This is a genomic window from Serratia grimesii (genome assembly GCF_900186025.1).
Taxonomy (GTDB): domain Bacteria; phylum Pseudomonadota; class Gammaproteobacteria; order Enterobacterales; family Enterobacteriaceae; genus Serratia; species Serratia grimesii.
Genome location: NZ_LT883155.1, coordinates 4,337,213 through 4,364,184, shown reverse-complemented (window position 1 = coordinate 4,364,184; position 26,972 = coordinate 4,337,213). Strand labels below are relative to the sequence as shown.

Here is a 26,972-nt window from a genome sequence, read left to right as displayed (position 1 = left end):
GCGCTGATAATTCAGCGCTTTTTTCTATTCATCTGCCAGGAACAACTCCAGCAGCGAGTTAAGGAAGAGTTTACCTTTCTCGGTGATTTGCCAATATTCCGGCGTTTCTTCCAGATAGCCTTTCGCCAGCGCTTCGTCCAGTGGTGCACGGATAGTGCTTTCATCCAGCCCGGTATAGTTGACGAATTCGGCACGCGGTGCGGCTTCCAGCAGACGGAAGCGGTTCATGAAGAACTCGAATGGTCGATCTGCCGTCATCACCTCATGCTGTTTGTCCATATACTTGCCCTGCATAAAACCACGCGGATGCTTGGTTTTCGCCGTACGCAGAATACGACCGTCGCTGAAGGTCAGTTTACCGTGTGCGCCGCAGCCAATCCCCAGATAGTCGCCGAAGCGCCAATAGTTGAGGTTGTGTTGGCACTGATAGCCGGGTTTGGCATAGGCCGAAGTTTCATATTGTTGATAACCAGCGGCGCTCAGTAGTTCGTGACCGCGTTCGAAAATATCCCACAGCGCATCGTCGTCCGGCAGTACCGGCGGGCGCGAGCTGAACAGGGTATTGGGTTCGATGGTCAACTGATACCACGACAGGTGCGGTGGGTTCAGGGCAATCGCCTGGCGTAAATCGTCCAGCGCTTCTTCCAGCGACTGGTCCGGCAGGCCGTGCATCAGATCGAGGTTAAAGCTGCGCAGACCAAGACCGGTAGCCAGGTGTGCCGCGCGTTTGGCCTCTTCCGGGCCGTGTATGCGTCCCAGACGGGTTAACTTCTCGGCGCTGAAGCTCTGGACCCCGATTGAAATACGGTTCACACCGGCGCGCTGGTAGCCGCTGAAGCGATCGGCCTCAACGGTACCGGGATTTGCCTCCATGGTGATTTCGGCACCCTCAACCACGTGTATACGTGCACGGACACCGTCCAGCAGCGATTGCATCGCTTCAGCGCTGAGCAGGCTAGGGGTACCGCCGCCGATAAAAATGGTACTGATTTCGCGACCGGCAACCAACGGCAGATCGGCATCCAGGTCTGCCAACAGATGATCGACATATTCTTGATGCGGTACTTCACCCTTCAACGCATGTGAGTTGAAGTCGCAGTACGGGCATTTCTGCACGCACCACGGGATATGAATATACAAACTCAGCGGGGGCAACTTAAGCATTGCGCATCGCTTCCAACATCAGTTTCAGCGCTTTACCACGGTGAGATACTGCGCGTTTCTCGTCACGGCTCAGCTCTGCCGCTGTGCGGCCCAGTTCCGGGACATAGAAGATTGGATCGTAACCGAAGCCGCCTTCACCTGCGGCCGCAGAGGTGATTTCACCGGCCCAGCTACCATGGAACACCAACGGGGTTGGATCTTCCGCGTGGCGCATATACACCAGTACACAGTGGAACTGTGCACCGCGGCTGCCCTGCGGCACGTCTTTCAGTGCGATCAGCAATTTGTCGAGATTTTGCTGGTCTGAAGCGTCAACGCCCGCGTAACGTGCAGAATAGATACCTGGTGCACCGCCCAGCGCGTCGACAGCCAGACCCGAGTCGTCGGCAATCGCCGGCAGGCCGGTGATTTGCGCGGCATGGCGGGCTTTCAGGATCGCGTTTTCGATAAAGGTCAGGCCGGTTTCCTCAGCGGAATCCACGCCCAGCTCGGTTTGTGCGACCACATTCAGCCCGAAATCGGCCAGCAGGTCGGCGAGTTCACGCACTTTGCCCGGATTACCGGTGGCAAGAACGACTTTTTGCATGATGACTACCTTGAAATTTATTCGATTAGCGCCGCGACCACGGCGGGGATCTGTTGCGGGTTAACGATGCGTAACTGTTTATGCCGCCCCAGTTCGCCTTTCTCTATGGTGACGTTGCTTTTCGCCACTTTGAACTGCTTGGCGAGAAACTTGATCAGATGAGCGTTAGCCTGGCCGTCTACCGGCGGGGCGGTAATGGCGACTTTAAGTTCGTCGCCATGCAAACCGACGATCTGGTCGCGGCTGGCTTTCGGCTGAATATATAGCCTGATTGCCAGCCCGTCCAGCACGGGGGTGACTGCACTCACAGCAGGAACCAGATCTCACCAAACAGATCCATGCCCAGGTAGTTGATCAGATACAAGATCAGGATCACAACCATCGCTGAAAAATCAATGCCGCCCATAGCCGGCAGAATACGGCGGATAGGGGACATTAAAGGCTCGGTCAATTGATACATCAGTTGATCAATTGGGCTGCGGCCCTGGCTAATCCAGCTCATCAGCGCGCGAATAATCATCACCCAGAAGATCAGGTAACCGGCCGACTTCACCAGCGAGATCAAGCCAAACAGCAGGTTATATGGACTGAGTGACATCGCGCCGCCTTGAATGAGCAACAGCAGCGGGTATTTGATGGTCATCAGCAAAAATGCTAACAGCAGTGATGCACTGTCGATTGGCCCCAATGACGGGATGATACGGCGCAGCGGGCCAACCACCGGCTGGGTGATTTTCACGACAAACTGTGCGAATGGGTTGTAAAAGTCAGCGCGTGTCCACTGCATCCAGATGCGCAGCAGCAGTACCATGACGTAAAGATCAACAACGGTTTTGACCAAAAAAGTCAGCGTTAGCATGTAGTAGCCCTTCTCCTTAACTCTCGATTATTTAAAATGATTTTTCCATTTCCTGCGCACGGGATACTGCCGCTTGCATCGCTTTGGCCACGGTGGCCGGCAGTTGTTGTTCGTTGAATACCCGTAGTGCCTCGGCGGTGGTGCCGCCTTTGGAGGTGACCTGCTCACGCAAGGTCGATAATGGTGTCTCTGGGTTTGCTTCGACCAGCGCGGCGGCGCCAGAAGCGGCTTGCTGGACCAGATCGCGGGCGGTCTGGCTGTCAAAGCCCATACGTTCGGCTTCCTGCTGCATGGCTTCCATAAACAGGAAGAAATAAGCCGGTGCACTGCCTGCCGCCGCGATTACGCTATTGATGCCGCTTTCGTCATTCACCCAACAGACTTTACCGACGGATGCCATCAAATCGCTGGTGTAGTCGCGGTCCTGCTGGCTAACTTGCTGTGGCGCATACAGGCCACTCATCCCTTTGCCTACCAAGGATGGGGTGTTCGGCATGATGCGGACGATGTTAAGTTTATCCCCCAGCAACTGGTAAAAACGGCTGACCTGGATACCTGCGGCGATGGACAATACCAGTTTACCGCTGAAGTCGATCTGATCGCGCAGGGGCTGACACACGTCTGCCATCATTTGCGGTTTTACCGCCAGCACCACGACATCAGCAGCGCGTGCGCAAGCAAGGTTATCGCTGCTGCTGATGATGCCGTAGTCTGCCGCCAACGCATCACGGTTTTTGGCCGAGGGTGCGCAAACGCTGATGGATGTGGCCGGGTAACCCCCGGCAACCAGGCCGGCGATGATAGCGCGTGCCATATTACCGGCACCAATAAAGGTAATCTTACGGTGCTGCATTAAAATTCCTCATCTGTGTGTATATCCGTCGTCTTTCAAGCTGGCTGTATTGCTATAACTTGAAAGCTATAGATATGTTAGGCCTGTGAATAATCACGGGCGCCAAAAATCGCGGTGCCAATACGCACCATCGTACTGCCTGCAGCAATCGCCGCCGTCATATCATCAGTCATGCCCATCGACAGCGTGTCCACTTGGGGATACTGCTGTTGCAGTGCCTGAAAGGCGTCGCGCATCTGGCTGAACACCGCTAACTGGTTCTGGTAATCCTCTTGCGGAGCGGGGATAGCCATCAGTCCGCGCAACCTGAGATTCGGCAGGGCGGCAACTGCCTCTGCCAGTGCCGGCAGTTCAGCCAATACAATGCCAGATTTGCTCTGTTCATCGCTGATATTTATTTGGATCAGCACGTTAAGCGGTGGCATGTCTGCCGGGCGTTGTTCGCTCAAACGCAGGGCGATACGCAATCGATCGACGGTGTGGCACCAGGCAAAGTGTTCTGCTACCAACCGACTCTTATTGGATTGCAGCGGGCCGATAAAGTGCCAATCCAGCGTTGCACCTTCTGGCAGTGCAGCGAAATGTTTAACCTTATCCACGCCTTCCTGCACATAGTTCTCGCCGAAGGCACGCTGACCTGCCGCTATGGCTTCTGCGATCGCTGCCACAGGTTTGGTTTTGCTCACTGCAAGCAGTGTCACTTCTTCTGGAGCGCGAGCGCAGCCTTGAGCGGCCGCGGTAATGCGGTTTCTGACATCCTGCAGATTCTGTTGGATAGTGCTCATTATTGACCCAGGAGATTGATATGGATATCGATGAATTCGTGGCCCTTAGTGTAAAGCATAATGCTTCGGATCTGCACCTTTGTACCGGTCATCGACCGATGTTACGCATTGATGGTGATCTGTGGCCCTTGGAAGGGGCTGAAATGCTCACCGAGGCGAGTATGCATTTGCTGTGCGGCATGTTGCTGCAACCAGCGCAATGGCAGCAGTTGCGACAGCAGGGCCAGCTCGATCTGGCACTCTCGCTGTCGGGCAATATTCGGCTGCGAGCTAATTTCTTTTTGCAAAGTCAGGGTGTTTCCATTGCCTTGCGCTTAATTGCCGACCGCTGTCCAACGTTAGCGGCACTGGCAGCGCCAGATATTATCCCCGCGTTGGTGCGGCGGGAGGACGGTTTGATTCTGGTGACCGGAGCGACGGGCAGCGGAAAGTCGACCACGCTTGCGGCGATGATTGACAACATTAACCAGCACCAGCGGCGGCATATCCTCACGGTGGAGGATCCTATCGAGTTCATCCACCACAGCCAGCAGTGTTTAATCCAACAGCGGGAATTGGGGCGCGATAGCCACAGTTTTGACGACGCATTGCGTGCTGCACTGCGTGAGGATCCAGATGTGATTTTGTTGGGGGAGCTACGCGATACCACCACCATTCGTCTGGCGCTGACCGCTGCGGAAACCGGTCATCTGGTGCTGGCAACGTTGCATACTCGCAGTGCACCACAGGCGGTAGAAAGGCTGGTGGATGTATTCCCAGCGGATGAAAAGCCTTATGTGCGTGCCCAGTTGGCTGGCAGTTTACAGGCGGTGATCGCCCAAAAGCTGTTGAGCAGGCCTGGCGGCGGGCGTGTGGCTATTTTTGAAGTGCTGACGGTGACAGCGGCAGTCAGCAGCATGATCCGCGAAGGCAAAACCCATCAGCTGGCCAGCGTGCTGCAAACGGGTGGGCAGTTTGGCATGCAGACGTTTGAACAGGGTTTACAACAGCGGATCAGTGCTGGGTTACTGAATGGGGAACAGGACGCTTTTGCATCAGGATTAGATTAACCCAGTTGCCGCTCAAACCAGCTTTCCAAGATCACCACTGCTGAAGCAGAGTCTACACTGCCTTTGTCCAGAGCGCGGAACCCACCGCGGTCGAACAGATTAGCACGGGCTTCGACAGTACTGAGGCGCTCATCATGCAGCGCGATTTGTACGCCAAAGCGGCCATGCAAGCGGTTGGCGAACTTGCGTGCTTGCTCTGTGACCAACTGCTCTGTGCCGTCCATGTTCAGCGGCAGGCCGACGACGACCAGATCAGGTTGCCACTCTTTCAGCAGTTTCTCGATCTTTTGCCAGTCCGGCTTACCCTCTTGTGCTTTGAAGGCCGCCAGTGCACGGGCGCTGCCGGTGAGTTCCTGCCCGATGGCTGCTCCGATGCTTTTGGTGCCGAAGTCGAAGGCGATAATGGTGCGGTTGGTCATCAAGCATGTCCTGCGTGGTTGGCAATACTACAAATGTCGATGCCGAGGCGGTTAGCCGCCTCGCGCCAGCGGCTGGCGATTGGCGTATGGAACAGAATGTTGGTGTCGGCTTCAATGGTCAGCCAGGCGTTTTCCAGCACTTCCTGTTCTAACTGGCCTTTTTCCCAGCCGGCATAACCGAGCGCCACCAACACGTCATCGGGTTGGTCTGCGGTGCCCAGTGTCTCCAGCACGTCTTTCGACGTGGTGATCATGGTCTCTGGTGAGATCTGAATGCTTGAACCGAAGCCTTTACAAGGTGTATGCAGGATAAAGCCACGATCGTCCGCCAACGGCCCGCCTGCAAAGACGGGTTTATCCAGGCTGATGGCCGGATCGCGCATCGGTGGCATGATCTTCAGTTTGCTCAGCACCGTTTCCACCGTGAACTGTTCCACCGGTTTATTGATCACCAGGCCCATGGCGCCGTCTTCATTGTGCTCGCAGACATAAATCACCGAGCGTTTGAAGCGAGGATCCTGAAGTGATGGCATAGCGATAAGAAAATGGTGCTGTAAATTCATGGTGTTATTTAAGGTAATTGATTGGTGAGAAGTTAAACAACCGCCAGTATGCGGTTATACCCATCGCCTTTCAAGCCGCAGCTTGCTTGACGCGGGCCGAGCGAGTCGGCCCGGGAAGCCAGGATGGCGGGCGACAGCATCGCCCGCACTGTGATTATTTTGCCGCCAGACGTTTTTCGATCGCGTCCATCAGCATGCCGGTAATCGACACAGGGAAGGCTGCTTCGATTTCACGTGCACAGGTTGGGCTGGTGACGTTGATTTCAGTCAGTCGATCACCAATCACGTCCAGGCCAACAAAGATCAGCCCTTTTTCTTTCAAGGTTGGAGCCACGGCACGAGCGATTTTCCAGTCGCTTTCGCTCAACGGACGAGCTTCACCACGGCCGCCAGCGGCCAGGTTGCCACGGGTTTCGCCTTGTGCGGGAATACGCGCCAGGCAGTATGGTACAGGCTCCCCATCAACCACCAGAATACGCTTATCACCTTCCTTGATCGCTGGCAGGAAGTTTTGCGCCATGCAGAAGCGGCTACCGTGTTCGGTCAGCGTTTCGATAATCACCGACAGGTTCGGATCGTCCTGTTTAACGCGGAAAATGGACGCGCCGCCCATGCCATCCAGCGGTTTGAGGATGATATCACCATGTTGCTGGTGGAATTTACGGATGTGCGCTGCACTGCGGCTCACCAGGGTGTCCGGCGTCAGTTCAGGGAACCAGGCGGTGAACAGCTTTTCATTGCAGTCACGCAGGCTCTGCGGCTTGTTGACCACCAGAGTGCCTTTGACCTCCGCACGCTCCAGAATATAGGTTGCGTAGATGTATTCGGTATCGAAAGGTGGGTCCTTACGCATCAGGATCACGTCAAGATCCTGCAGCGCCAGATCTTGTTCGCTGCCAAAGCTGAACCAGCTCTCTTTATCTTCCTTCACGCTCAGCAGGCGAGTGCGGGCGCGCCCGTCACCGCCATGCAGATAGAGATCGTTCATCTCCATATAATGCAGTTCCCAGCCACGGCGCTGCGCTTCGAGCAGCATGGCGAAGCTGGTGTCTTTCTTGATATTGATGGAAGCGATAGGGTCCATCACGATGCCGAGCTTAATCATCTTTTCTCCTTTAACCCAGATCACCGAAACGTACCTGCAATGCGGTAATTGCGGTGAGCGCTGTGGTTTCTGTACGCAGAACGCGTGGCCCCAGCAGGATATCAGTAAATCCGTGGCCTGTGGTCATCGCAATTTCGTCGGCGGATAAACCGCCCTCTGGCCCAATCAGCAGGCGGACATGTTCCACCGGCAGCGGCAACGTATTGATGCTGTGGCTGGCGCGTGGATGCAGGTTGAGTTTCAGGCTACCATCTTGCTCGGCGCACCAGTCTTCCAGTTTCATCGCTTCGCGAATTTCTGGAATACGATTGCGGCCACATTGTTCGCAGGCGGCGATGGCAATTTTCTGCCATTGCTGAAGTTTTTTAGCCAAACGTTCGCCATCCAGCTTCACGCCGCAGCGCTCGGAAAACAGCGGGGTGATGATATTAACCCCCAGTTCGATGGATTTCTGAATGGTGAACTCCATCTTTTCGCCGCGAGAAATCACCTGGCCAAGATGCAGATTGAGTGGTGATTCACGGTCTTCCAACTGTCCGGTGCTGAGCTGTACCTGAACGCTTTTCTTGTCGACCTGGGTGATCACGGCGTCAAACACCTGATTGCTGCCGTCGAATAACTGCAACGCCTGGCCAGCGTTCATGCGCAGTACACGCCCGATATGGTTGGCGGCGTCTTCGCTTAAGAAGATTTCCGCATTGTCGATCAACGGCTGCGGGTGATAAATACGGGGTATACGCATTGAATATTCGATCCTGACTAGAGGGTATAGTTTGCCTGATAGAACAGGGGCTATACCCTATGAATTTCGAGTTGCAGCTAGGCGCCTAGCTCGTTCATCCCCAGGCGCTTACTTTAGTAAGTAACTGGGGTGGGCGAGTGCAGGTAACAACGCTGCGGCTTGAAAGGCGACGGGTATATAGTAGGTTAGCCCTTTCGTTGCTGGCAAGCTTGCTGAATATAGGGATTATGGTTGCCCTGTACCTTAGCGATGCGTGCCTCGCGCTGGCATTCCCACTGGTTTACCGGATATTGACGGTTCCACACGTCAAAAAGCTGGGTCTGTTGCCGTGAAAGCTGCAGTTGATAACGGTCGCGCATATAGAAGTAAGTACGAGCGATGGCACCGCGGGCACGAGCGGGCGGTTCGGCCTGTTTGTTTTTGAAGTCCACTTTCATTGGGCACTGGCCGTACTGGCCCTCGCCACCTTTCCATTGGCTATACATAAAGTTATTACGATCGCCGTTCACTTCACCTATCGCCGGCTGCAGGTTGTGCAAGTCGGTCTCGATTTGTCGGTAGCCCGCATCCTTATTGCAGTTTTTGCGACCACCCTGTTGCCAGCACTGTAATTGGTGACCGAACTGCCAGGCAGGTACCACATGTTCCCATTCGATACGCTGTGCGCGCTGGGCATTTTTACGCGCCTGATAGCCACAACTGTTCAGGTCGGGGATGCCTTTCTTGCCCTGCCAGTCTATCCGGCAGCCGCAGTAGAATGAACCCGGCGCATCCTGGTTAATTTTAGCCGCTGCCGCTTTGGCCTGAGAAAAGTTATTGATGCCGTGGGCCTGAGCGGCACCCACGGTGAGAACCACCGTAAACAAAATTTTGCGAAGCATATTCCAAAACAGCTCAAAATTGGAAAAGCAGGCAGGGTAGCGGAAGTTTACGGTAGTAGCAAATGACGATATTTACTTGTTTTAACGTATAAATCGTTTCGTTAAAGGGGATCGTTAGCGTTAAATCTCAGCTTTTCGCCGCACTGACGGCAACGGTATTCACTTTCACCACGCAGCACCCGATTATGGCGACGCACGGTAAGCTGGTGCTGTTGGCAATCGCACAGGTAGGGGAAGGTCTTGCTCTGTACTGAGGCAATCTCAAATTGATGAGTACGGCTGGCAGGTACCTGCAATACGCTTTCCATCATCCAACGCCATTCATTGCCGTGAGGAGGGACGCGGCCAAACTGGCGAAATACCAACAGGTGCGCCAGTTCATGAGGCACCACTTCGTCGATAAACGCTTGCTGGTTTTCCATCAGTAATATCGGGTTTAGCCTGATTTCCCAAGCTTGCAGCCAGGCCGTACCCGCGCTGGTACCACGTTGTTGGTAAACAACTTTGGGCTCCGGGAACTCGACGGAAAAGTGCTGACGGGCCAGCTGCAATTTTTCTCGCAGACAGCGCATCACCGCTTGTTGTAGCGCAATGGGGATTCTTACTTTGTTCATTGTGGCTAGCTTAAGCAATGGCGCGTCGGCTGGCAATAAGCGTATTCCCAACATATTTGACGCTGCTTTTGTGTTGGCTGCGTCATTTAGAGGATCCCAGGAGCTCTTCCCTAATTGCGTTGCTGCAATCCGCGTTCAAAACTGTTCCCGGCAGATTTCTCACCGCATTGATAACCTGATCGACACCGATGGATTGTAATCAATGTGTTAACTGCGGGATAATAAACCGTACATGCTGAGTCTGTACCCGCAGTGCTCACAGATAAGATTGGAAAGCGCCCTGAACAATGCCTTGCTAACACAGGGGTTATTATGCGATTTAGCGCAATAACCGACTGATTAAAAATACGTAAGGTGGAGGGAGTTTTTTGACGCGGCCTGCCCCGAGCTGGCTGAGTAAGTGTGAATTTAACGCAGCTGATGTTGCAAGTGAGAGATCAATGTCGAATAAACCGTTCCATTATCAAGATCCGTTCCCGCTGAAGAAAGACGATACCGAATACTATCTGTTGAGCCGCGATCACGTTTCAGTGAGCGAGTTTGAAGGCCAGGAAGTCCTGAAAGTAGCCCCCGAAGCATTAACCCTCCTTGCCCAACACGCGTTCCATGACGCCTCATTCATGCTGCGCCCAGCGCACCAGCAGCAGGTGGCCGATATCCTCAAGGATCCGGACGCCAGCGAAAACGACAAGTACGTTGCGCTGCAATTTCTGCGTAACTCAGAAATCGCCGCCAAGGGTATTTTACCGACCTGCCAGGACACCGGGACTGCAATTATCGTCGGCAAAAAGGGCCAGCGCGTCTGGACCGGCGGCGGTGACGAAGCGGCATTATCACGTGGGGTGTACAACACCTTTATCGAAGACAACCTGCGTTATTCGCAAAACGCTGCGCTGGATATGTACAACGAGGTCAACACTGGCAGCAACCTGCCAGCACAGATCGATCTCTACAGCGTAGACGGTGAAGAATACAAATTCCTGTGTATCGCCAAGGGCGGTGGTTCAGCCAACAAAACCTATCTTTACCAAGAGACTAAAGCGCTGCTGTCACCGGGCAAGCTGAAAGACTATCTGGTCGAGAAAATGCGTACGTTGGGTACCGCGGCTTGTCCGCCGTATCACGTCGCATTTGTTATCGGTGGGACGTCTGCCGAAGCAACGCTGAAAACCGTGAAGCTGGCCTCCACTAAGTATTACGATGGCCTGCCGACCGAAGGTAACGAACATGGTCAGGCGTTCCGCGATGTGGTGCTGGAAGAGGAATTGCTAAAAGAGGCGCAGAACCTCGGGTTGGGTGCACAGTTTGGCGGCAAATACTTTGCGCACGACATCCGCGTGGTGCGTCTGCCGCGTCATGGCGCATCCTGCCCGGTAGGCATGGGGGTTTCCTGTTCCGCTGACCGTAATATCAAAGGCAAGATCAACCGCGATGGCATCTGGCTGGAAAAACTGGAGCATAACCCGGGCAAGTTTATTCCGCAGGAGCTGCGTCAGGCCGGGGAAGGTGAGGCGATTAAAATTGATCTTAACCGCCCAATGGCAGAGATCCTAAAACAGCTGTCGCAATACCCGGTATCCACCCGTCTGTCGTTGAGCGGCACTATTATCGTGGGCCGTGATATCGCACACGCCAAATTGAAAGAGCGCCTGGACATGGGTGAAGGTTTGCCGCAGTACGTGAAGGACCACCCGATTTACTACGCTGGCCCAGCCAAAACACCGGACGGTTACGCATCGGGTTCGCTGGGGCCGACAACGGCTGGGCGTATGGACTCTTATGTTGATCTGCTGCAATCGCACGGCGGCAGTATGATTATGCTGGCGAAAGGTAACCGCAGCCAACAGGTGACCGACGCTTGTAACAAGCACGGTGGCTTCTATCTTGGCAGTATCGGTGGCCCCGCGGCGGTATTGGCGCAGCAGAGCATCAAGAGTCTGACCTGTGTCGAATACCCGGAGTTGGGGATGGAAGCGATCTGGAAAATCGAAGTGGAAGATTTCCCGGCGTTTATTCTGGTCGATGATAAAGGCAATGACTTCTTCCAGAAGATCCAGGCCGGTCAGTGTTCACGCTGCGTGAAATAACCTCTGTAAATACTTATCGCCCGGCGGCGGGCGGTAAGTAATCTGCGAGTGAGGTTCCTGTGTAAAGTCCTGTAGCCCGCTGGACGCAACCTTTTAACCTGTATACCCTAACGCGCTAAGCAGTAACACACGCATAAAGGCATATTTGGAATAGAAGGTTCGGCAAACACATGGAAACGCAGGAAAATCATATCAGGGAGTTGCTGGTCTGGATTGAAGACAACCTGACTAACCCACTGTCACTGGATATCGTTTCTGCCAAATCAGGCTACTCGAAATGGTATCTGCAGCGAATGTTCAAAACGCAGACCAATCTGTCGCTGGCTTCCTATATTCGCGCCCGTCGTTTGTATCTTGCTGCCTTCGCCTTACGTTTTACGCGCAAGAGCATTCTTGATATTTCTATTGAATATCAATTTGATAACCAACAGACTTTTTCTCGTTGCTTCAAGAAGCACTTTGCCGAATCTCCCAGTGTTTACCGCCATGCCCGCAAGCAGGACTTCAGCCATCTGGTGCGTTCATTGTCTGTCAGCCAGCCTGGCGACATCAAAGTTGACTGCATTAAGGTCGCCAAAGGCCAGTATGCAATCCGAGGCAAAAGCTACGCTTACCATCTGGACATTGCCGATCTTGATAAATCGCATCTGCATATCCGCAGTAAAATCAGAGAGAGATTTTATGCATCGGTGGCTAGCCGGCCAGTGTTGACCTATGCACTTACCGAGTTTATTCCGGATGGGGAGCAGGTCAGGGTTGAGTATGTTCTCGGTGTTGCAGCGGATTACCCGGTCAGTGACGATGCGGGCCTCGAGCCGCTGCCAGAAATCTACGGCGATTATTGCCGATTTTGCTACTCCGGCAAGCCTGTCGCTTTGCATGACCACGTGGTGCAGATTTACACCCAGGCATTACCGGAACTCGGCCTGGCCCGTCGCGAAGGGCCAGACATGACGATGTTCAACTATTCACTGAATGAGCGGGAGGAGCTGCATCTTGAGCTCCAGCATCTGGTACCAGTGACACCTCTTGGTTGAGTGAGCGTACGTCAGGAGTACGGTTTTTCTGTTGCACAATATCCGCCATTACCGCCAGCGCAATTTCCGCCGGGGTCTTACTGCCCAGCGGCAAACCGATTGGAGCATGAATACGCTCCAACTCTTGTGGGCTGAATTCGGCAATTTGCTGCAGACGCTGGCGGCGTCGCGCGCTGTTGCGCAATGACCCCATGGCACCAATATAAAAGGCCGGGGTATGAATCGCCTCCATCAGTGTCAGATCATCCATGCGCGGATCGTGCGTTAACGCCACTATCGCGGTATTGGCATGGCAGCCGCCATCTTCAATAAATTTAGCCGGGAACTGGCGCAACAAGGTAACGTTGGGTCTGAGTTGTGGGGCGAAATTATCCAGCGCTTCTGGGCGGTTCTCACAGACCAGCACTTCAAAACCCAATGAGCTGGCGAAGTCAGCACAGTACAGCGCTACGCTGGATAGCCCGGCGATCAGCAAACGCGGCGCTGCGGCGATATGCAGAGTGATTTGCGGGCCACGGCGTTCGACTTGGGTGGTGCTGGCAAAATCGGTCAGTGTCAGGTTGCTGCAAGCATCGGGTAAGGTCAGTCGTTTTATCAGCGCGTGATGACCATTGAGGGCGCCAGCGATGGTGGTCAGATAGCCAATACTCTCGTCACCGGTCGGTAAATACTCAATCAACACTTCCAACACGCCGCCACAGGGCAACGCAACATTCGGTTCCATTCCGCCTTCACCGTAGCGGATCACCTGGCTGGCAGCCTGATACTCTCCGGCCGCCACACGCCGCAGAAAATCCTCTTCTACACAGCCGCCTGACAGCGAACCGCAATAATGCCCATCTTGGGTCGCCGCCAGTAATGCTCCTGGCGAACGTGGCGAAGAGCCATAAGTGCTCAGTACGGTGCACAGCCACACCGGTTGCTGTTTCAGCCAGTTTATCGCCTGGCTGACCACGGTGATATCGAGATGTTGCATAGTTGATTTACTCGCTGACCGGTAGCTGTGACGGAAGATCAATATCCTGCACGACAGTGGGCTGTTCAAAAGGGAGCAGATACACTGGCTGCCCTTTAAGTAGCTCTCGCGCTCCATTATCACCACGCAATTGGCCCAGTTGTTTGCGCAATAGAGCGGAAAAACCGACCGGGTGGCCCGGTTGTTGCTGGAAACTAGGGCGAACAATCGCGTGTTGCTGCAAAGCGATGGCCACCTGTTGGAAAACGGCGGGCGTGACGAAAGGCATATCCGCCAAATGTATCAACCAGCCCTGCCAGTGCGGCGTCGCGTTAACCCCCGCAGCGATGGAATCGCCAAGGCCGGGGCTGGCGAGCAGCGTTGTCGCAACTTGATAAGTGGCGCAAATCTGTTGCACTTCCAGATTATCCGGTCGCGTGACCACCCATACCGGCAGGCCAGAAGACAGGGCCTGACGCAGTGTCTGCTCAAATAGCGGGCGTTGTTGACCCGCATCATCCACAAACGCAGCATTTAATTTATTGCCTTCGCCACCTGCCTGTGAGAAGCGTTCCCCACGTCCGGCGGCAGCGATCAGTATGCCTGCTGTCATCTTCCACGCTCGAATTTGCGCAACTTTTTATTACCTTACTAAAAATATATGTTTTTGAGATGTGTTTTTGTTGAAAACAACATGTTAATCATCACATAATTTTGGTTATAAGCATATGCTTATGACGTCTACGGCAAGGTCGTCAGCGTTTGCGCAACAACACCGCTGAACACAAAAATACAATAAAAATGCAAAGGACTTTTTTATGAGCAATTTCAACCCGTCGCGGCGTCGCTTTATCAAAAGCGCCGTGATAGCGGGGGTATCCGTATACCTCGCGCCATTGTACAGCCGCGCTTATGCCGCGCTGTTTGAGCAAAAAATCCTCCAGTCCCCGAACTGGGATGCTCATGAAAAGCGTATACGCTTCCGTATTGATGGTCGCGCGAAAGTGATGGGGCAAAAAGTGTTTGCTCGTGACATCCGTGCGGTCGATATGCCGCACTGGCCACAGCAACAGGCACATGCCTTCGTTCTACGCGTCACCAAGGCCGACCGGCTGTTTGAAGGGATCGATCTCTCATTATTGGGGGACGATCTGCAACCCGACAGACTGGTAACGGCGGAGGATCTGGCACGTGACGGCTTGGCGTTCCCTGCGTTCTACGGCGATGACATGTTGTTGCCAGTTGGCAAAACCCCAGCCTACCTCGGCCAAGCCGTGGCAATCCTGATTTATCACGATTTTGCGCGTTTCCGCTTCGCCAAAGACAAGCTGAAATTCCGTGAGGAAACCCTTAAATACGGGGCGGAAACCGGCCCGCTGCAACGTGATCCTTGGGGGACCTTCCGCTATGTGCGCGTAGGGGGAGATAAGCCGTTTGACGACGATCGCTTCTCCAGCCTGAAAGACACGCCGATTTTCCCTGTCTCGATGAAGAAACACCTGCCGGTTTGGCCGGAAGGTCGCGAAGGCGGCAAGTTGGATCAGGAAGGCATGTATTACGCCGGGATGATCGCCAATGAACTGCAAACGCCACCTGAAGACTGGCTGGTGATGTCGCGCCGCTATACGACACAGTCAGTGGATACTTCCGCGCTGGAGCCGGACAACGCGAACGGTTGGTTCGATGCAGCGACGCAGACTTTGCATCTGGTGATACCGACCCAATCACCGCAGGAAGTGGCCGATGAAATGCCACGTATGTTGGCTAAGCATAATCCGCCGGTGAAACAACTGATTTTGCACCCGTGCTACACCGTCGGTTACGGTTCGAAAGATCACTATAACTTCCCGTACTACGGCGCGGTGGCGGCAATGTACGGTGATGGGCGTCCTGTACGCCTGGCCAATGACCGTTTTGAACAGTTCCAGACCGCGCTAAAGCGCCATGCCTTCGACATGAATTACCGTATTGCGGTGAACAGGCAGACCGGTGTACTGCAATCATTCCACGGCGAGATGACGGCAGACGGCGGTGGTCGCAGCAACTTTACGCCGTCGGTGGTGATGGTGGCGGCAACCGCCGCACAGTCGATTTACTACTTCCCGAAAAGCGATTTGTCGGCGGTGGGGCTGGCCTCACGCGCGATAGATGCGGGTTCGGCGCGTGGTTACGGCACGCTGCAAAGTATGGCTGCCACCGAGATGATGGTGGATGAACTGGCTGCCGAACTGAAGATCGACCCGATTGAGTTCCGTTTGCGCAATGTATTGAAATCCGGCATGAAAAATACCCAGGGTGCGATTCCGGCGGGTGCCATTCGTGCTGATGAAGTGCTGGAGAAGGCCGCGAAACATGAGATATGGCTGCAACGTGCCCAGCGTAAGGCGGAATTTGAAAGCCGGCACCCAGGTAAACGTTATGGCGTTGGCTTCGGTTGCGTGCAAAAAGACTTCGGTACCGGCGCCGAGACTTCGTTCGCCCGTGTTGAATTGGCGGAAGATGGGCGCATCATGCTGCATCACAGCGGTGCGGAGATGGGGACCGGGATGTCGACCTCGCAGTCGGTGCTGTGTGCTCAGTGGCTGGGTAAACCGGCAGATGAGGCACACTTCTCGGTGACCGATTGGTCAGTGCTGCCAATGGTCACCAGCGGCGATCCTTATATCATGTCGCAGGCCGAACAGGACAAGTTGCAAGCCAACCCAGCCTGGACACCAAGCTATTGCTCGCCGTCCAGCGCCAGTAACTCGGCATTTTACTTCTCTCACAGCACACGCGAAGCGGCGCGGTTGATATTCGACCATGGCCTGTGGCCGGCGGCGATGGTCATTTGGCAATCCGGTATCGGTGGTGGTCAGGCCGCACCACTGGTGGTCCGTCGAGAAGACGCTCGTTGGGTGGAAGGTGGTCTGACCGCCGCCGGTTTGGAAGTCCTGAGCCTGGAGCGTTTGGCGAAAAAAGCCTACCAGATGGGGGGCATCACCGGTGCAGCGGTACATGTGTTTAACCGCTGGCAGTGGGCGGAAGCGGACTTCACCCTGAGTGGTAATAGTGAACGTCTACCCATTGACGGGCTGGCGGTACGCAATGCCAACGGTGAATTTAAGACGCTGCCACGTAATCAGGCCTATTACCCACCGACCCAGCGCAATAACGCTGCGGTTACTTATTACAGTGCTGTTGGAACATTGGCGGAGGTGGCGGTGGATATCGCAACCGGCCAGGTGGAGCTGCTGAACCACCATTCCATCATGGAGTGCGGCAACCTGATTGTGCCGGAACTGGTTTCCGGTCAATTGCAGGGCGGGTTGGCGATGGGGATTGGCCATGCGCTGCACGAATATTTACCACTGTACGAGGACGGGCCAGGTAACGGTACCTGGAACTTTAACCGTTATCACCTGCCGCGTGCCAGCGATGTGGCGGTCTGGAAACAGACCGATGACATCCTGCCCGCGCTGTCGGAAACCGATCCGCCAAAAGGGATGGCTGAAGTTGTGATGATCCCAGTGGTTGCTGCGCTGGTGAACGCCATCGCCGACGCTACCGGCCACCGTTTCCGTGATTTGCCCGTTCGTGCAGAAAATATTCGTGAGGTATTACAATGAGCATTAAAACCCAGCCGATTTCCCTGACCATCAATGAAAAGCAGTACGGCCCGATCGACGTGCCGGAAGGGCTGATGATGATTGATTTCCTGCATGAATATCTTGATCTGACCGGTTCGCGTCTTGGCTGCGGGCAGGGGATCTGCCACGCTTGCGTGGCGATTGTCGATCACCCGAGCGGCACGAGTGAGGAAGTGCGTACCTGTATCACCGGCGCGCATTTCTTCAGCGGCAAGAAAGTGCGCACCGTCGAAGGTCACGCCAAGGTGGATGAACAAGGCGAGGTTGTTGAGCTTTCGCCGATCCAGCAGGCTTTCCTGGAGCATTACAGCTTCCAGTGTGGCTACTGCACGCCGGGCTTTGTCAACGCTGCCACCATTTTCGTGGAAAAGCTTAAACGTGAACCGATTGCCCGCGATCAACTGGAAAGCGCCATTGAACAGGCGCTGGACAGTCATATCTGCCGCTGCACCGGCTATGTGCGTTACTACGAAGCGGTACGCGACGTGGTGCTGAAAACCCCTGGCCTGGTGAAGGAGACGGCGCAATGAAAAAACGTCTCGCACTGCTGTTCCTGCTGGTGGTGATTATCGTCGTCGCCGTGCTGTGGTGGCGTGAAAATCGCCATTACGACGGCCCGGTACAGAAGGTAACCGCCAGCACTGAACAGATCACCCGTGGCCGCTATCTGGCTCAGGCCGCCGACTGTGCTGCCTGTCATACCGCTAGTGGTGGCGCGCCAATGGCAGGGGGGTATCCGCTGGATACGCCGTTCGGCACGATCTATGGCAGTAACCTGACGCCTTCGGCCGATCAGGGTATTGGTCGCTGGACCAAAGACGACTTCTTCCTGGCGGTGACCCAGGGCGTGGCACCGGGCGGTCGTCATCTGTATCCGGCGATGCCTTATACCTCGTATAAAGGGATGTCACGCCAAGATGCCGATGACATCTATGCCTACCTGATGACTCGCCCTGCGGTAGATGTCGCCATTCCAGAAAACGCTATGCCATTCCCGTTCAACCAACGCATGGCGCTGATTGGCTGGAATTTGTTGTTCCGCAGTCAGGATCCGCTGCCGGCCAGCTCGCAGGGGGCTTCAGCCCAGTGGCAACGCGGCCGTTATCTGGCGGATACGCTGGGCCACTGTGGGGAATGCCACACGCCACGCGGTATGCTGGGCCAAATGGATCTTAGTAAACCTATGCAGGGCGGTGATCTTGGGCGCTTTATGGCACCGAATATCACTCCGCACGGGTTGGCACAGCGCGGCTGGACACCGGACGACCTGAGTCGTTTCCTCGCGACAGGCCTTGCACCGCAGGGTTCCGCCTTCAGCGAGATGCATATGGTGGTGGATCTTAGTACCCGTCACCTGACGCCGGAAGACCATCAAGCGCTGGCGACCTATCTGATGGGAGAACAGCCGCCGGCTGCCGTGCCGGTAAAAATTGGCGAGGGTAGTGACGCTGGGCGTATCAGCTATCTTGACCAGTGTTCGGGCTGTCATGCGCGTGAAGGCGAGGGTAAACCGCACGTGGCGGTGGCTATGCGTGATAACGCCACGCTGCGTCAACCGGATGCTAAAAACCTGATCGTCTCAGTGCTGGACGGTTTACCGGCACAGCAATTCCCTAACGGAGAAAGCATGCAGAGTATGCCTGCTTTTGGTGACCGGCTGGATGATGCGCAGGTGGCGGAATTGGTGAACTACCTGCGTGTGACTTGGGGCGGGTTGCCGGCGGATGTGACTGCCGAGCAGGTGAAAGCATTACGTCATAAATAGGCGGAGTTAAGCTAAAAAAATGGCCCGCAGACGATCAATCTGCGGGCCATTTTGTTTTGGGGAAGCTTATCCGCGGTTGGTTGCGCTTACTGCGCGCTGGCTACGCTGCTTGACGGCATAACCGATAGCCAGTACCGCCACCCAGACTGGGATCAGCAACACCGAGATTTGAATCCCCGGCGTCAGGTACATGATCACCAGAATGCCGGCCATAAACACCAGGCACAGGTAGTTGCTGAACGGATACCAGAAGGCTTTGAACTTCGGCTCAACGCCTTCGCGGTTCTTGGCTGCGCGGAACTTCAGATGCGCCAGGCTGATCATTGCCCAGTTAATCACCAGTGCCGAAACCACCAGTGCCATCAGCAGTTCGAAGGCGCGACCAGGGATCAGGTAGTTAATCAGCACGCAGAATGCGGTGGCCGTTGCGGAGACGGCAATCGCAATGACTGGCACGCCGCGGCCATCAACTTTCAGCAAACTTTTCGGCCCATTACCCTGTTTAGCCAAGCCGTACAACATGCGGCTGTTACAGTAAACACAGCTGTTGTACACCGATAGCGCAGCAGTCAACACCACGACGTTCAGCACCGTTGCCACCAGATTGCTGTTCAATGCATGGAAGATCAGCACGAACGGGCTGCCGCCTTCTACCACTTTGCCCCACGGATACAGTGACAGCAGAATTGCCAGTGAACCGATATAGAACAGCAGAATACGGTAGATCACCTGGTTGGTCGCTTTAGGAATGCTTTTCTGCGGGTTGTCTGCTTCTGCTGCGGTGATGCCTACCAGTTCCAGGCCACCGAACGAGAACATGATCACTGCCATTGCCATCACCAGCCCCATGATGCCGTTCGGGAAGAACCCGCCTTGTGCCCACAGATTGGTAACGGTGGCTTCTGGGCCCCCCATGCCGCTAAACAGCAAATAGGCACCGAATACGATCATGCCGATAATTGCCACGACTTTGATAATGGCGAACCAGAACTCCATTTCGCCATATACCTTCACATTGGCCAGGTTGATGGCGTTAATGGCCAGGAAGAACACAGCCGCAGATACCCAGGTAGGGATCTCGGGCCACCAGTACTGCACATAGATACCGACTGCGGTCAGTTCCGCCATGGCAACCAATACGTACAGCACCCAATAGTTCCAGCCGGAAGCGAAGCCGGCGAAGTTGCCCCAGTATTTATAGGCGAAGTGGCTAAAAGAGCCGGCAACCGGTTCTTCCACCACCATTTCACCCAGTTGGCGCATGATCAGAAATGCGATAAAGCCGCCAATGGCATAGCCGAGAATAACCGACGGGCCGGCCATCTTTATTGTTTGCGCGATACCGAGAAATAGCCCGGTACCAATAGCGCCCCCTAGAGCAATAAGCTGAATGTGGCGATTTTTTAGGCCGCGTTTCAGCTGGTCGCCATGCTGTTGACCATCCATTAATGAAACCCTCTGTCGTTGCAGAATTACTCACATGCTGTAAAGCAGTGGTTACGATGTGTGTTTTGTTTTATTTACGGCGTTATATCTATTAATTCCACGGAGCCGCTACCGTTTGGCAAAGAATAATGTTATGCGCTTCAGTTTGCACCTGCTTTGTGTTGTGAGTGATTAAGATTTCAGCAGTTTAGGAAACAAAATGCGGGTTGTGTGACGGCAGGGGGGATTCAATGCATGAAATAAGCAATAACTCACATAATGCGCAAAAATAATTTAGAGAGGGTGGGTTATCGGTGGCGAAGTATTAACCGGTTAAACGCACCTTTTGCGATGCAAATAGGTATTCGTTAAAGCTTAATAAACATGCAGTAAAATCCTGCCTTTAATGCCTCAGTCTGCTGGCTGGAAGGTTTCGCAAAAGTTAAATCAAGAACCTACCGCGTAAATGGTATTACCAAGCGTGCGTTAGCGGTTTGCAGCAGGTCTGGAATTGAGGTGTTAAAATGTGCGGGTAACCTGATTTCGATCAAGGCCCATATGGACAGGAGGTGAATACTTTGTTACTTTACCGTCACGTTTTTGAAATTGGTATTACCAATTGACTCCGCGCCATTCGCAGAGAAGAATTCACCCATGGCCTACAGCAAAATCCGCCAACCCAAGTTGTCAGATGTTATCGAGCAACAGCTCGAACACCTGATCCTCGAGGGAACACTGCGCCCAGGCGAGAAACTGCCACCGGAGCGCGAACTGGCGAAACAATTTGATGTTTCCCGTCCTTCTCTGAGAGAGGCCATCCAGCGCCTGGAAGCTAAAGGGCTGCTCCTGCGCCGTCAGGGCGGTGGCACCTTTGTACAAACTAATCTGTGGCAGAGCTTCAGCGATCCGCTGGCTGAACTGCTGGCCGACCATCCTGAATCACAATTCGATCTGTTAGAAACCCGTCATGCCCTCGAAGGCATTGCTGCCTATTATGCGGCGCTGCGTGGTACTGACGAAGATCTGGCACGCATCCGCGATTGCCACATTGTGATTCAGCAGGCCCAGGACAGCGGCGATCTCGACGCCGAAGCCGACGCGGTCATGCAATACCAAATCGCCGTGACCGAAGCTGCCCACAACGTTGTGTTACTGCACCTGCTGCGCTGTATGGGGCCGATGCTGGAACAGAACGTGCGTCAGAACTTTGAATTGCTCTACTCGCGCCGTGAGATGTTGGCAAAAGTGAGCAGCCACCGCGCCGGAATTTTTGAGGCGATTGTGGCACGCGAGCCAGAAAAAGCTCGTGAAGCCTCGCACCGCCATTTGGCGTTTATCGAGGAAATCTTGCTGGATCTCAGTCGGGAGCATACCCGACGCGAGAGATCGCTGCGGCGTCTCCAGCAACGCAAGGATTAAGAGCGGTTCTCTTCAGGGCACACCAGCCTGCAGGGTTTACGTTCGAAGTGCTTAATTAAGCATTTAAGTAAGCGGCAACTAAACTGATGGGCCTGTCTTCGTGTGTTTTGCCTCAGAACACAGGAAGACAGGCTCCAAAACAAACCATTAGACAGATAAGGAATACCACCATGTCAGAACGTTTAAACAATGACGTGGATCCGATCGAAACCCGCGACTGGCTGCAGGCGATCGAATCGGTCATCCGTGAAGAGGGTGTTGAGCGAGCTCAGTTTCTGATTGATCAGGTTCTGGGTGAAGCCCGTAAAGGCGGTGTTAGTGTTGCAGCCGGTGCTGCAGCTCACAACTACGTCAACACCATCGCGGTGGAAGACGAGCCTGCTTACCCAGGTAACTTGGATCTTGAACGTCGTATCCGCAGCGCTATTCGCTGGAACGCGGTAATGACAGTTCTTCGTGCTTCCAAAAAAGATCTGGACCTGGGCGGCCACATGGCTTCCTTCCAGTCTTCTGCGACCTTCTATGAAGTCTGCTTCAACCACTTCTTCCGTGCACGCAACGAGCAAGATGGCGGCGATCTGGTTTATTTCCAGGGCCACATCTCTCCAGGCGTTTACGCACGTGCCTTCCTTGAAGGCCGCTTGACCGAAGACCAAATGAATAACTTCCGTCAGGAAGTTCACGGTAAAGGCTTGTCCTCTTACCCGCATCCTAAACTGATGCCTGAATTCTGGCAGTTCCCGACCGTATCTATGGGTCTGGGTCCAATCAGCGCCATCTATCAAGCGAAGTTCCTGAAATATCTGGAACACCGTGGCCTGAAGAATACCTCTGCTCAAACCGTTTACGCCTTCCTGGGCGATGGCGAGATGGACGAGCCAGAATCCAAGGGCGCGATCACTATCGCTACCCGTGAGAAGCTGGATAACCTGGTCTTCGTCATCAACTGTAACTTGCAGCGTCTGGATGGCCCGGTCACCGGTAACGGCAAGATCATCAATGAACTGGAAGGCATCTTCGCTGGCGCTGGCTGGCAGGTACTGAAAGTCATTTGGGGTGGTCGTTGGGACGAGCTGCTGCGTAAAGATACTAGCGGCAAGCTGATCCAACTGATGAACGAAACCCTGGACGGCGACTACCAGACCTTCAAATCCAAAGACGGCGCTTATGTACGTGAGCACTTCTTCGGCCGCTTCCCAGAAACCGCTGCGCTGGTCAAAGACATGACCGACGACGAGATCTGGGCGCTGAACCGTGGTGGTCACGATCCGAAGAAAGTCTTTGCTGCACTGAAAAAAGCGCAGGACACCCAAGGCAAACCAACCGTTATCCTGGCCCATACCATCAAAGGTTACGGCATGGGTGAAACCGCGGAAGGTAAAAACATTGCTCACCAGGTGAAGAAAATGAACATGGAAGGGGTTCACCACTTCCGCGATCGTTTCAATGTGCCAGTTGCCGATGCAGACATCGAAAAACTGCCATACATCACCTTCGAGAAAGAGTCTGAAGAGTACAAATACCTGCACGAACGCCGTCAGGCACTGAAAGGTTATGTACCGACCCGTCTGCCAGCGTTTACCCAGAAACTGGAAATGCCGGCACTGGAAGACTTCAGCTCACTGCTGGAAGAACAGAACAAAGAAATCTCTACCACCATCGCCTTCGTGCGTGCCCTGAACGTGATGTTGAAGAACAAGTCGATCAAAGATCGCCTGGTTCCAATCATCGCCGACGAAGCGCGTACTTTTGGTATGGAAGGTCTGTTCCGTCAGATCGGTATCTACAGCCCGAACGGTCAGCAGTACACTCCACAGGACCGTGAGCAGGTTGCTTACTACAAAGAAGACGAGAAAGGCCAAATCCTGCAGGAAGGCATCAACGAACTGGGCGCAGCATCTTCATGGCTGGCCGCAGCGACTTCCTACAGCACCAACGATCTGCCAATGATTCCGTTCTACATCTACTATTCGATGTTCGGTTTCCAGCGCATCGGTGACCTGTGCTGGGCAGCAGGCGACCAACAGGCGCGCGGCTTCTTGATCGGCGGTACTTCCGGTCGTACCACCCTGAACGGTGAAGGTCTGCAGCACGAAGACGGCCACAGCCATATCCAGTCTCTGACTATCCCTAACTGTATCTCTTACGATCCAGCTTACGCATACGAAGTGGCAGTGATCATGCACGACGGTCTGGTCCGCATGTACGGTGACGCGCAAGAAAACGTCTACTACTACATCACCACACTGAACGAAAACTACCACATGCCGGCAATGCCACAGGGTGCAGAAGAAGGTATCCGTAAAGGTATCTACAAGCTGGACACTCTGGCAGGCAGCAAAGGTAAGGTTCAGTTGCTGGGTTCAGGTTCTATCCTGCGTCACGTACGTGATGCGGCGAAGATCCTGGCTGACGACTACGGTGTTGGCTCTGACATCTACAGCGTGACTTCCTTCACTGAACTGGCGCGTGATGGCCAGGATTGTGAGCGTTGGAACATGCTGCACCCAACCGAAACCCCACGTGTACCGTACATTGCTCAGGTGATGAACGATGCGCCGGCGGTTGCGTCTACCGACTACATGAAGCTGTTCGCAGAACAGGTTCGTACTTACGTTCCAGCCAGCGACTATCGCGTACTGGGTACTGACGGCTTCGGTCGTTCAGACAGCCGCGAAAACCTGCGCCACCACTTTGAAGTTGATGCTTCTTACGTTGTGGTTGCTGCACTGGGTGAACTGGCTAAACGCGGTGAAATCGAAGCTTCTGTGGTAGCTGATGCGATTAAGAAATTCGACATCAACCCAGAAAAAGTTAACCCGCGTCTGGCATAAGAGGTACTGAAGAATGTCTATCGAAATTAAAGTACCGGACATCGGTGCAGACGAAGTGGAAATCACCGAAATTCTGGTGAAAGTGGGCGATAAAGTTGAAGCAGAACAATCGCTGATCACTGTTGAAGGTGATAAAGCTTCCATGGAAGTCCCATCCCCGCAGGCGGGTGTGGTTAAAGAGATCAAGGTTTCCGTCGGTGATAAAACCGAAACCGGCAAACTGCTGATGATCTTTGAAGCAGAAGGGGCAGCGGCTGCTGCGCCAGCTGCCAAAGCTGAAGAGAAACCGGCCGCAGCACCTGCTGCACCGGCTGCCGCTGCTGCCAAAGACGTTGCGGTACCGGACATTGGTGCTGACGAAGTTGAAGTGACCGAGATCCTGGTGAAAGTGGGCGACAAGGTGGAAGCCGAGCAGTCCCTGATCACCGTTGAAGGCGACAAGGCTTCAATGGAAGTCCCGGCACCGTTCGCAGGTACCGTGAAAGAGATCAAGATCGGCACTGGCGACAAAGTCACTACCGGTTCTCTGATCATGGTATTCGAAGTGGCTGGCGCAGCATCTGCTGCGGCTCCAGCAGCGGCACAAGCGCCGGCAGCCCCTGCGGCACCGGCTGCATCTGCGGCTAAAGACGTTGCAGTACCGGACATCGGTGGCGACGAAGTAGAAGTGACCGAAGTGATGGTGAAAGTGGGCGACAAAGTTGCCGCTGAACAGTCACTGATCACCGTTGAAGGTGACAAGGCTTCTATGGAAGTGCCGGCACCGTTCGCAGGTACCGTGAAAGAAATCAAGATCAGCGCCGGCGACAAAGTGAAAACCGGTTCCCTGATCATGGTATTCGAAGTTGAAGGCGCTGCGCCTGCTGCTGCTCCTGCCCAGAAAGCAGAAGCTGCACCGGCTCCGGCTGCAAGTTCTGCACCAGCTCCACAGGCTGCACCGGCTGCGAAAGGCGAGTTCGCTGAGAACGATGCTTATGTGCACGCTACTCCGGTCATCCGTCGTCTGGCGCGTGAATTTGGCGTGAACCTGGCGAAAGTGAAAGGCACCGGTCGTAAAGGCCGTATCCTGCGCGAAGACGTTCAGACTTACGTGAAAGACGCCGTTAAACGTGCAGAAGCGGCACCAACTGCTGCTGCCGGTGGCGGTCTGCCAGGTATGCTGCCATGGCCGAAAGTGGACTTCAGCAAGTTCGGTGAGATCGAAGAAGTTGAACTGGGTCGCATCCAGAAAATCTCTGGTGCTAACCTGAGCCGTAACTGGGTGATGATCCCGCACGTAACGCACTTCGACAAAACTGATATCACCGATCTGGAAGCTTTCCGTAAGCAACAGAACGAAGAAGCTGCCAAACGTAAGCTGGATGTGAAATTCACCCCTGTGGTGTTCATCATGAAAGCTGTTGCAGCTGCTCTGGAGCAGATGCCGCGCTTCAACAGTTCTCTGTCCGAAGATGGTCAGAAACTGACGTTGAAAAAATACATCAACGTAGGTGTTGCGGTTGATACGCCAAACGGTCTGGTTGTGCCGGTATTCAAAGATGTGAACAAGAAGAGCATCACTGAACTGTCCCGCGAACTGATGGCTATCTCCAAAAAAGCACGTGACGGTAAACTGACCGCAGGCGAAATGCAGGGTGGGTGTTTCACCATCTCTAGCCTGGGCGGTATCGGGACGACTCACTTTGCACCTATCGTGAATGCACCAGAAGTCGCTATCTTGGGCGTATCCAAGTCTGCGATGGAACCGGTCTGGAACGGTAAAGAGTTCGTACCGCGTCTGATGATGCCAATGTCGCTCTCCTTCGACCACCGTGTTATTGACGGTGCCGATGGTGCGCGCTTTATTACCATCATCAACAACATGCTGGCTGATATCCGCCGTATGGTGATGTAATAAAAAAAGGGCGCAGCATGCTGCGCCCTTACTACTTCAGTAGCAGTTTTGTCGGTTTTTGCACGACTCGACAAAATTGTTGAGACACGGGTCACTCGAACACGCTTTGCAGATTATTAACAATTCTGTAAACTGCTCGCGGTGTAAGCGTCCCGGTGGATGAAGGGCGTTATGAGATCGATTAATAATATGCCCAATGGATTTCACGTGACGGCTAGGCGGCAAATTCACGAGTTCTCAGGAACTTACTCAGGTAAGTGACTGGGGTGAGAGAACGAAGCCAACAACGCTGTAACTTGAAATACGC

24 protein-coding genes are annotated in these 26,972 nt (G+C 54.2%); 9 read left to right on the top strand and 15 right to left on the bottom strand.

Features of this window, described 5'->3' with window-relative positions; genetic code table 11:
• Nucleotides 1-24 precede the first annotated feature (24 nt).
• From hemW to SGBXF1_RS20425, 6 genes are all read right to left on the bottom strand, one after another.
• A complete protein-coding gene (hemW, locus tag SGBXF1_RS20450) occupies nt 25-1,164 on the bottom strand; it encodes a radical SAM family heme chaperone HemW (protein ID WP_037416736.1) in 1,140 nt (379 codons plus the stop codon).
• Nucleotides 1,157-1,750 carry an XTP/dITP diphosphatase gene (locus SGBXF1_RS20445; RefSeq protein ID WP_037416739.1) on the bottom strand — a complete coding sequence of 198 codons (594 nt, stop codon included), beginning with the start codon at nt 1,748-1,750 and terminating at the stop codon, nt 1,157-1,159. The genes hemW and SGBXF1_RS20445 overlap by 8 nt, the downstream gene beginning before the upstream one ends.
• A gap of 17 nt (nt 1,751-1,767) precedes the next feature.
• A complete protein-coding gene (gene yggU / locus SGBXF1_RS20440) occupies nt 1,768-2,058 on the bottom strand; it encodes a DUF167 family protein YggU (protein ID WP_020828604.1) in 291 nt (96 codons plus the stop codon).
• Nucleotides 2,055-2,609, bottom strand: a complete 555-nt coding sequence (locus tag SGBXF1_RS20435) for a YggT family protein (RefSeq protein ID WP_037416742.1) — start codon at nt 2,607-2,609, stop codon at nt 2,055-2,057. The genes yggU and SGBXF1_RS20435 overlap by 4 nt, the downstream gene beginning before the upstream one ends.
• 31 nt (nt 2,610-2,640) lie before the next feature.
• Entirely contained in the window at nt 2,641-3,462 is an 822-nt protein-coding gene (gene proC, locus SGBXF1_RS20430) for a pyrroline-5-carboxylate reductase (protein ID WP_037416746.1), read from the bottom strand.
• A 77-nt stretch (nt 3,463-3,539) separates the two neighbouring features.
• The gene (locus SGBXF1_RS20425; RefSeq protein ID WP_037416748.1) at nt 3,540-4,247 is read right to left on the bottom strand and encodes a YggS family pyridoxal phosphate-dependent enzyme; all 708 of its coding nucleotides are present in this window, start codon (nt 4,245-4,247) and stop codon (nt 3,540-3,542) included.
• Nucleotides 4,248-4,267: 20 nt separating this feature from the next.
• On the opposite strand from SGBXF1_RS20425, the gene SGBXF1_RS20420 reads away from it, so the two are divergent.
• Nucleotides 4,268-5,296: a type IV pilus twitching motility protein PilT gene (locus SGBXF1_RS20420; RefSeq protein WP_186427456.1), complete on the top strand. Its 1,029-nt coding sequence runs from the start codon at nt 4,268-4,270 to the stop codon at nt 5,294-5,296.
• Here SGBXF1_RS20420 and ruvX read toward each other — a convergent pair.
• The 6 genes from ruvX to SGBXF1_RS20390 form a co-directional block, all read right to left on the bottom strand.
• Nucleotides 5,293-5,715 (bottom strand): Holliday junction resolvase RuvX, encoded by a 423-nt coding sequence (gene ruvX / locus SGBXF1_RS20415; RefSeq protein ID WP_037416753.1) that lies wholly within the window; start codon nt 5,713-5,715, stop codon nt 5,293-5,295. The genes SGBXF1_RS20420 and ruvX overlap by 4 nt on opposite strands.
• The gene (locus SGBXF1_RS20410) at nt 5,715-6,278 is read right to left on the bottom strand and encodes a YqgE/AlgH family protein (protein ID WP_037416755.1); all 564 of its coding nucleotides are present in this window, start codon (nt 6,276-6,278) and stop codon (nt 5,715-5,717) included. Before SGBXF1_RS20410 ends, ruvX begins: the two co-directional genes overlap by 1 nt.
• Before the next feature lie 154 nt (nt 6,279-6,432).
• Complete coding sequence (gshB, locus tag SGBXF1_RS20405; RefSeq protein ID WP_037416757.1) at nt 6,433-7,383, bottom strand: glutathione synthase; 951 nt, start codon at nt 7,381-7,383, stop codon at nt 6,433-6,435.
• 10 nt (nt 7,384-7,393) lie between these two features.
• On the bottom strand, nt 7,394-8,125 hold the full coding sequence (gene rsmE, locus SGBXF1_RS20400) for a 16S rRNA (uracil(1498)-N(3))-methyltransferase (protein ID WP_130382016.1): 732 nt from the start codon (nt 8,123-8,125) through the stop codon (nt 7,394-7,396).
• Nucleotides 8,126-8,310: 185 nt separating this feature from the next.
• Nucleotides 8,311-9,006, bottom strand: a complete 696-nt coding sequence (endA, locus tag SGBXF1_RS20395) for a deoxyribonuclease I (RefSeq protein ID WP_061807920.1) — start codon at nt 9,004-9,006, stop codon at nt 8,311-8,313.
• Nucleotides 9,007-9,107: 101 nt separating this feature from the next.
• Nucleotides 9,108-9,620, bottom strand: coding sequence for a SprT family zinc-dependent metalloprotease (locus SGBXF1_RS20390; RefSeq protein ID WP_061807921.1), 513 nt, complete (start codon nt 9,618-9,620; stop codon nt 9,108-9,110).
• Between the two features lie 440 nt (nt 9,621-10,060).
• Here SGBXF1_RS20390 and fumA point away from each other — a divergent pair, with 440 nt between their 5' ends.
• Together fumA and SGBXF1_RS20380 are read left to right on the top strand one after the other, a co-directional pair.
• Nucleotides 10,061-11,707 (top strand): class I fumarate hydratase FumA, encoded by a 1,647-nt coding sequence (gene fumA / locus SGBXF1_RS20385; RefSeq protein ID WP_186427455.1) that lies wholly within the window; start codon nt 10,061-10,063, stop codon nt 11,705-11,707.
• Nucleotides 11,708-11,877: 170 nt separating this feature from the next.
• The gene (locus tag SGBXF1_RS20380; RefSeq protein ID WP_061807923.1) at nt 11,878-12,744 is read left to right on the top strand and encodes a helix-turn-helix domain-containing protein; all 867 of its coding nucleotides are present in this window, start codon (nt 11,878-11,880) and stop codon (nt 12,742-12,744) included.
• Here SGBXF1_RS20380 and SGBXF1_RS20375 read toward each other — a convergent pair.
• Nucleotides 12,668-13,720 (bottom strand): XdhC family protein, encoded by a 1,053-nt coding sequence (locus SGBXF1_RS20375; RefSeq protein ID WP_037416773.1) that lies wholly within the window; start codon nt 13,718-13,720, stop codon nt 12,668-12,670. The two genes, SGBXF1_RS20380 and SGBXF1_RS20375, sit on opposite strands and share 77 nt — an antisense overlap.
• 7 nt (nt 13,721-13,727) lie before the next feature.
• A complete protein-coding gene (locus SGBXF1_RS20370) occupies nt 13,728-14,312 on the bottom strand; it encodes a nucleotidyltransferase family protein (protein ID WP_186427454.1) in 585 nt (194 codons plus the stop codon).
• Between the two features lie 205 nt (nt 14,313-14,517).
• Here SGBXF1_RS20370 and SGBXF1_RS20365 point away from each other — a divergent pair, with 205 nt between their 5' ends.
• Genes SGBXF1_RS20365 through SGBXF1_RS20355 form a run of 3 tightly spaced genes read left to right on the top strand, consistent with a single transcriptional unit; the run spans nt 14,518 to nt 19,093 of the window.
• Entirely contained in the window at nt 14,518-17,307 is a 2,790-nt protein-coding gene (locus SGBXF1_RS20365) for a xanthine dehydrogenase family protein molybdopterin-binding subunit (RefSeq protein WP_186427453.1), read from the top strand.
• Nucleotides 17,304-17,858: a (2Fe-2S)-binding protein gene (locus SGBXF1_RS20360; protein WP_037416779.1), complete on the top strand. Its 555-nt coding sequence runs from the start codon at nt 17,304-17,306 to the stop codon at nt 17,856-17,858. The genes SGBXF1_RS20365 and SGBXF1_RS20360 overlap by 4 nt, the downstream gene beginning before the upstream one ends.
• Nucleotides 17,855-19,093: a cytochrome c gene (locus SGBXF1_RS20355; RefSeq protein ID WP_130382008.1), complete on the top strand. Its 1,239-nt coding sequence runs from the start codon at nt 17,855-17,857 to the stop codon at nt 19,091-19,093. Before SGBXF1_RS20360 ends, SGBXF1_RS20355 begins: the two co-directional genes overlap by 4 nt.
• A 66-nt stretch (nt 19,094-19,159) precedes the next feature.
• On the opposite strand, the gene SGBXF1_RS20350 is transcribed toward SGBXF1_RS20355, so the two are convergent.
• The gene (locus SGBXF1_RS20350) at nt 19,160-20,539 is read right to left on the bottom strand and encodes an amino acid permease (protein WP_037416785.1); all 1,380 of its coding nucleotides are present in this window, start codon (nt 20,537-20,539) and stop codon (nt 19,160-19,162) included.
• Nucleotides 20,540-21,172: 633 nt separating this feature from the next.
• Between SGBXF1_RS20350 and pdhR the strand changes: the two genes are divergently transcribed.
• The 3 genes from pdhR to aceF all read left to right on the top strand — a co-directional run bounded on the left by pdhR (nt 21,173) and on the right by aceF (nt 26,665).
• Nucleotides 21,173-21,937: a pyruvate dehydrogenase complex transcriptional repressor PdhR gene (gene pdhR, locus SGBXF1_RS20345; RefSeq protein WP_037416788.1), complete on the top strand. Its 765-nt coding sequence runs from the start codon at nt 21,173-21,175 to the stop codon at nt 21,935-21,937.
• A gap of 170 nt (nt 21,938-22,107) precedes the next feature.
• A complete protein-coding gene (gene aceE, locus SGBXF1_RS20340; protein ID WP_061807927.1) occupies nt 22,108-24,771 on the top strand; it encodes a pyruvate dehydrogenase (acetyl-transferring), homodimeric type in 2,664 nt (887 codons plus the stop codon).
• Nucleotides 24,772-24,784: 13 nt separating this feature from the next.
• Nucleotides 24,785-26,665: a pyruvate dehydrogenase complex dihydrolipoyllysine-residue acetyltransferase gene (gene aceF / locus SGBXF1_RS20335; protein WP_037416792.1), complete on the top strand. Its 1,881-nt coding sequence runs from the start codon at nt 24,785-24,787 to the stop codon at nt 26,663-26,665.
• Nucleotides 26,666-26,972 lie beyond the last annotated feature (307 nt).

Bases quoted from the DNA above. Each gene is read 5' to 3' on its own strand.
- SGBXF1_RS20355 (WP_130382008.1), top strand. From the start codon at position 17,855: ATGAAAAAACGTCTCGCACTGCTGTTCCTGCTGGTGGTGATTATCGTC.
- SGBXF1_RS20435 (WP_037416742.1), bottom strand. From the start codon at position 2,609: ATGCTAACGCTGACTTTTTTGGTCAAAACCGTTGTTGATCTTTACGTC.
- SGBXF1_RS20375 (WP_037416773.1), bottom strand. From the start codon at position 13,720: ATGCAACATCTCGATATCACCGTGGTCAGCCAGGCGATAAACTGGCTG.
- aceE (WP_061807927.1), top strand. From the start codon at position 22,108: ATGTCAGAACGTTTAAACAATGACGTGGATCCGATCGAAACCCGCGAC.
- gshB (WP_037416757.1), bottom strand. From the start codon at position 7,383: ATGATTAAGCTCGGCATCGTGATGGACCCTATCGCTTCCATCAATATC.
- SGBXF1_RS20370 (WP_186427454.1), bottom strand. From the start codon at position 14,312: ATGACAGCAGGCATACTGATCGCTGCCGCCGGACGTGGGGAACGCTTC.
- endA (WP_061807920.1), bottom strand. From the start codon at position 9,006: ATGCTTCGCAAAATTTTGTTTACGGTGGTTCTCACCGTGGGTGCCGCT.
- aceF (WP_037416792.1), top strand. From the start codon at position 24,785: ATGTCTATCGAAATTAAAGTACCGGACATCGGTGCAGACGAAGTGGAA.
- SGBXF1_RS20350 (WP_037416785.1), bottom strand. From the start codon at position 20,539: ATGGATGGTCAACAGCATGGCGACCAGCTGAAACGCGGCCTAAAAAAT.
- SGBXF1_RS20390 (WP_061807921.1), bottom strand. From the start codon at position 9,620: ATGAACAAAGTAAGAATCCCCATTGCGCTACAACAAGCGGTGATGCGC.
- pdhR (WP_037416788.1), top strand. From the start codon at position 21,173: ATGGCCTACAGCAAAATCCGCCAACCCAAGTTGTCAGATGTTATCGAG.
- SGBXF1_RS20380 (WP_061807923.1), top strand. From the start codon at position 11,878: ATGGAAACGCAGGAAAATCATATCAGGGAGTTGCTGGTCTGGATTGAA.
- ruvX (WP_037416753.1), bottom strand. From the start codon at position 5,715: ATGACCAACCGCACCATTATCGCCTTCGACTTCGGCACCAAAAGCATC.
- hemW (WP_037416736.1), bottom strand. From the start codon at position 1,164: ATGCTTAAGTTGCCCCCGCTGAGTTTGTATATTCATATCCCGTGGTGC.
- SGBXF1_RS20420 (WP_186427456.1), top strand. From the start codon at position 4,268: ATGGATATCGATGAATTCGTGGCCCTTAGTGTAAAGCATAATGCTTCG.
- proC (WP_037416746.1), bottom strand. From the start codon at position 3,462: ATGCAGCACCGTAAGATTACCTTTATTGGTGCCGGTAATATGGCACGC.
- SGBXF1_RS20365 (WP_186427453.1), top strand. From the start codon at position 14,518: ATGAGCAATTTCAACCCGTCGCGGCGTCGCTTTATCAAAAGCGCCGTG.
- rsmE (WP_130382016.1), bottom strand. From the start codon at position 8,125: ATGCGTATACCCCGTATTTATCACCCGCAGCCGTTGATCGACAATGCG.
- SGBXF1_RS20425 (WP_037416748.1), bottom strand. From the start codon at position 4,247: ATGAGCACTATCCAACAGAATCTGCAGGATGTCAGAAACCGCATTACC.
- fumA (WP_186427455.1), top strand. From the start codon at position 10,061: ATGTCGAATAAACCGTTCCATTATCAAGATCCGTTCCCGCTGAAGAAA.
- SGBXF1_RS20445 (WP_037416739.1), bottom strand. From the start codon at position 1,750: ATGCAAAAAGTCGTTCTTGCCACCGGTAATCCGGGCAAAGTGCGTGAA.
- SGBXF1_RS20360 (WP_037416779.1), top strand. From the start codon at position 17,304: ATGAGCATTAAAACCCAGCCGATTTCCCTGACCATCAATGAAAAGCAG.
- SGBXF1_RS20410 (WP_037416755.1), bottom strand. From the start codon at position 6,278: ATGAATTTACAGCACCATTTTCTTATCGCTATGCCATCACTTCAGGAT.